General features: G+C 72.5%; 2 protein-coding genes. Both read right to left on the reverse strand.

Going from position 1 to position 2,895, the window contains the following annotated elements:
* Window positions 1–353: 353 nt before the first annotated feature.
* The gene (gene rpe, locus IRZ18_09385; protein ID MBX5477317.1) at window positions 354–1,256 is read right to left on the reverse strand and encodes a ribulose-phosphate 3-epimerase; all 903 of its coding nucleotides are present in this window, start codon (window positions 1,254–1,256) and stop codon (window positions 354–356) included.
* A 664-nt stretch (window positions 1,257–1,920) separates the two neighbouring features.
* Window positions 1,921–2,895, reverse strand: a 975-nt coding sequence (locus IRZ18_09390) for a PASTA domain-containing protein (protein ID MBX5477318.1), incomplete at its 5' end; no start/stop codon positions are given.

A 2,895-nucleotide genomic window follows, 5' to 3' on the forward strand; every position in this document is an offset into this window, starting at 1 on the left:
GCCACAGGTCGTGCCGGCGCCGGGCCTCCTCGACGCAGGGCGTCGTCACCGCGGCGAGGACGCGGACGGAGGCGTCGTGGGACGTGCCCCGGACCAGCCTCGCCAGGGGGAACTTGTCCATGCTCGGGCCACTCCTTTGCGGAGACGCGCGGCGCGGCGCCCCCGGAGCCGCCGGGGGCGGCGGCGCTCAGCCGCGCCTCTGGATCAGCGCGCCCAGAATGCGTCCGATCAGCGATGGCAGCTTGATGACGCGAATGGGCTTCGCCATGCGTCGCGCCCCCTTCCGTTTCGGGGCCATCCTACGCCGCGCGCGGCCCGCGGGTGAACGCCGAACGGAAGGGGGTCTTAACCGCTCAGCGCACCGCCGCCTTGAGGGCGGCGATGGCCGCCTTCGGGTCCGGCGCGCCGTACACGGCGCTGCCGGCGACGAAGACGTCGGCGCCGGCCCGCCGGCAGGCCGGCGCGGTGACGAGGTCGACGCCGCCGTCGACCTCGATGCGCCCCGCCCACCCGAGCGCCTCCGCGCGCGCGCGCAGGCGCTCGATCTTGCGCAGCGCCGCGGGAAGGAAGGCCTGGCCGCTGAAGCCCGGGTTGACGCTCATCACGAGCACGAGGTCGACGTCCTCCCAAACGTACTCGACCGCCGCTTCCGGCGTCGCCGGGTTGAGGGCGAGGCCCGCCAGGCAGCCGGCCTGGCGGATCGCCGCGAGCGTGCGCTGCAGGTGGCGATCCGCCTCCGCGTGCACCGTGAGCACGCGCGCGCCCGCTTTCGCGAACGGTTCGACCCACCGTGCGGGGTCATCGACCATGAGGTGGACGTCCATCGGCAGGCGCGTCACCTTGGCCAGGGCCGCCACGGTGCCCGGGCCGAACGTGATGTTCGGCACGAAGCGGCCGTCCATCACGTCCAGGTGCAGCCAGTCGGCGCCCGCCTCTTCCGCGAGGCGGGCCGCGTCGGCCAGGCGGGCCATGTCGGCGGCGATGACGCTGGGGGCGACGATCGGATTCAATAGCGGTCCTCCTCGAGGGCCTCGATCTCCGAAAGGAACTGCAGGTAGCGCGCGTAGCGCTGCTCGTCGACGCGACCTTCCTCCACCGCGGCGCGCACGGCGCAACCGGGCTCCGAGCGGTGCTTGCAGTCGTTGAAGCGGCACTCGCCCACGAAAGGGGCGAACTCCGGGAAGAGGGAGGCCAGGCCGTCCGAGTCGATGCCGGCGAGATCCAGCCGTGAGAAGCCCGGCGTGTCGGCCACCCATCCCTCGCCGAGGCGCAGAAGCTCCGGGTGACGGGTCGTGTGGCGGCCGCGGCCGGTCTTCGCGCTCACGGCCTCCGAGCGCAACCGCAGGCCGGGCTCGATCGCCGAAAGCAGCTTCGACTTGCCCGCGCCGCTCGGCCCCGCGAGCACCGTCAGCCCCCGCTCCAGGTGCGGGCGCAGCCGGTCGACGCCGGCGCCGTGCAGCGCGTCGGTGAGGAACACCGGATACCCCGCCCGGCGGTAGCGGTCCCGGACGGCCTCGAGCCGGGCCTGGTCGTCCGGTCCCTCGACCAGGTCGATCTTGTTGAGGACGACGAGAATCTCCAGCGCGGCGTGCTCCGCCTTCACCAGGATGCGGTCGAGGAGTTCGGGGACGAAGTCCGGGCGCCGCCACGCCATGACGGCCACGACGCGGTCCACGTTCGCCACCGGCGGCCGCGACACTTCCGTCCGCCGCGGCTCGACGGCCTCGATCCAGCCCTCGCCGTCCGCCCGCGGAGAGACGAGAACCCGGTCGCCGGCGAGGATGCCGCGCCCCTCCAGACGCAGGCGCCCGCGGGGCTGGCACGGCCAGACCTGCCGGACGTCCTCCACCCACACGTCGAACCAGTGGTTGTACGCCTTGATGACCCGACCTCGATGCTGCGCGCCCATGGTTCGATCCATCAGTGAAGCTCGACTCGCTCGACGAGTTGATCGTTGAAGTAGACGTTCAGCGTGGCGCTGGCGCCGGCCCAGCAGGCCTGGATCGGCACGCTCTCCCCCGGCTGCACGGTGTCCTGGAAGTCGATGTGGTCGCCGGTGGAGTCCGTGACGACGGCCCGCACGCCGACGGGCTGGTCGTACCGCTGGGGGTCCGGCGTGACGCTCACCGGCGCGGAATGCTCGCAGCCGGAGGAGACGGTCAACGTGACCGGGTCTCCGGCCTGCACCTGCGCGTTCGGCGCCGGCGTCTGATCGGCGACGATGTCCTCAGGATAGCTGGACTTCTTCGTTTGCGTGGAGGACACCACCAGGCCGAGTTGCTCCAGCAGCGCCTGCGCCTGGCCGAGCGTCATGCCGCGCAGGTCCGGCATGGTGATCGGGCGCGGCGCCGGGCCGTCACTCACGATCAGCTCCACGGTGTCGCCCACGCGGATGCTGTCGCCCGCCGGAGGATTCGTGCTGATCACGTAGCCCTTCGGCACGGTGTCGTCGTGCTCCGTGCTCACCGTGTACTGGAGCCGAGCGTTCTTGAGCGCGATCTCCGCGTCCCGCTGCGGCCTGCCCTTGAGGTCCGGCACGCCGCCCTCCACGTACTCCGGGCCCTTGGAGAGGTAGAGCGTCACCGGGTGCGTCGCCTTCACGACGGTCCCCGGCGGCGGATCCTGGCTGGCGACGTACGTGGACGGCACGGTGCTGGAATACTGCGCCGGGCCGATGATCCACGAGAGGCCCGCCTGCTTCAGCTTCTGCTGCGCCTTGTCCAGCGGCAGGTTCTGCACCGACGGCACCGGGACCTCGGGCACGGCCAGCCAGCGGGACACGCCGTACCCCGCGGCCGCGGCGAGGACCGCGAGCATCACGGCCAGCACGGCCCACCGCGCGCGGCGCCGCCCGCGCCCCCGCGCCGCGCCCCGGGCGGTTATAAAAAAATCCCA

Source organism: Clostridia bacterium, assembly GCA_019683875.1.
Lineage (GTDB): Bacteria > Bacillota > Sulfobacillia > RBS10-35 > Bu92 > Bu92.

What these genes read in the sequence shown, in the direction of transcription:
- rpe (MBX5477317.1), bottom strand. Translation starts at nt 1,256, where the DNA reads ATGGGTGGCCGACACGCCGGGCTTCTCACGGCTGGATCTCGCCGGCAT.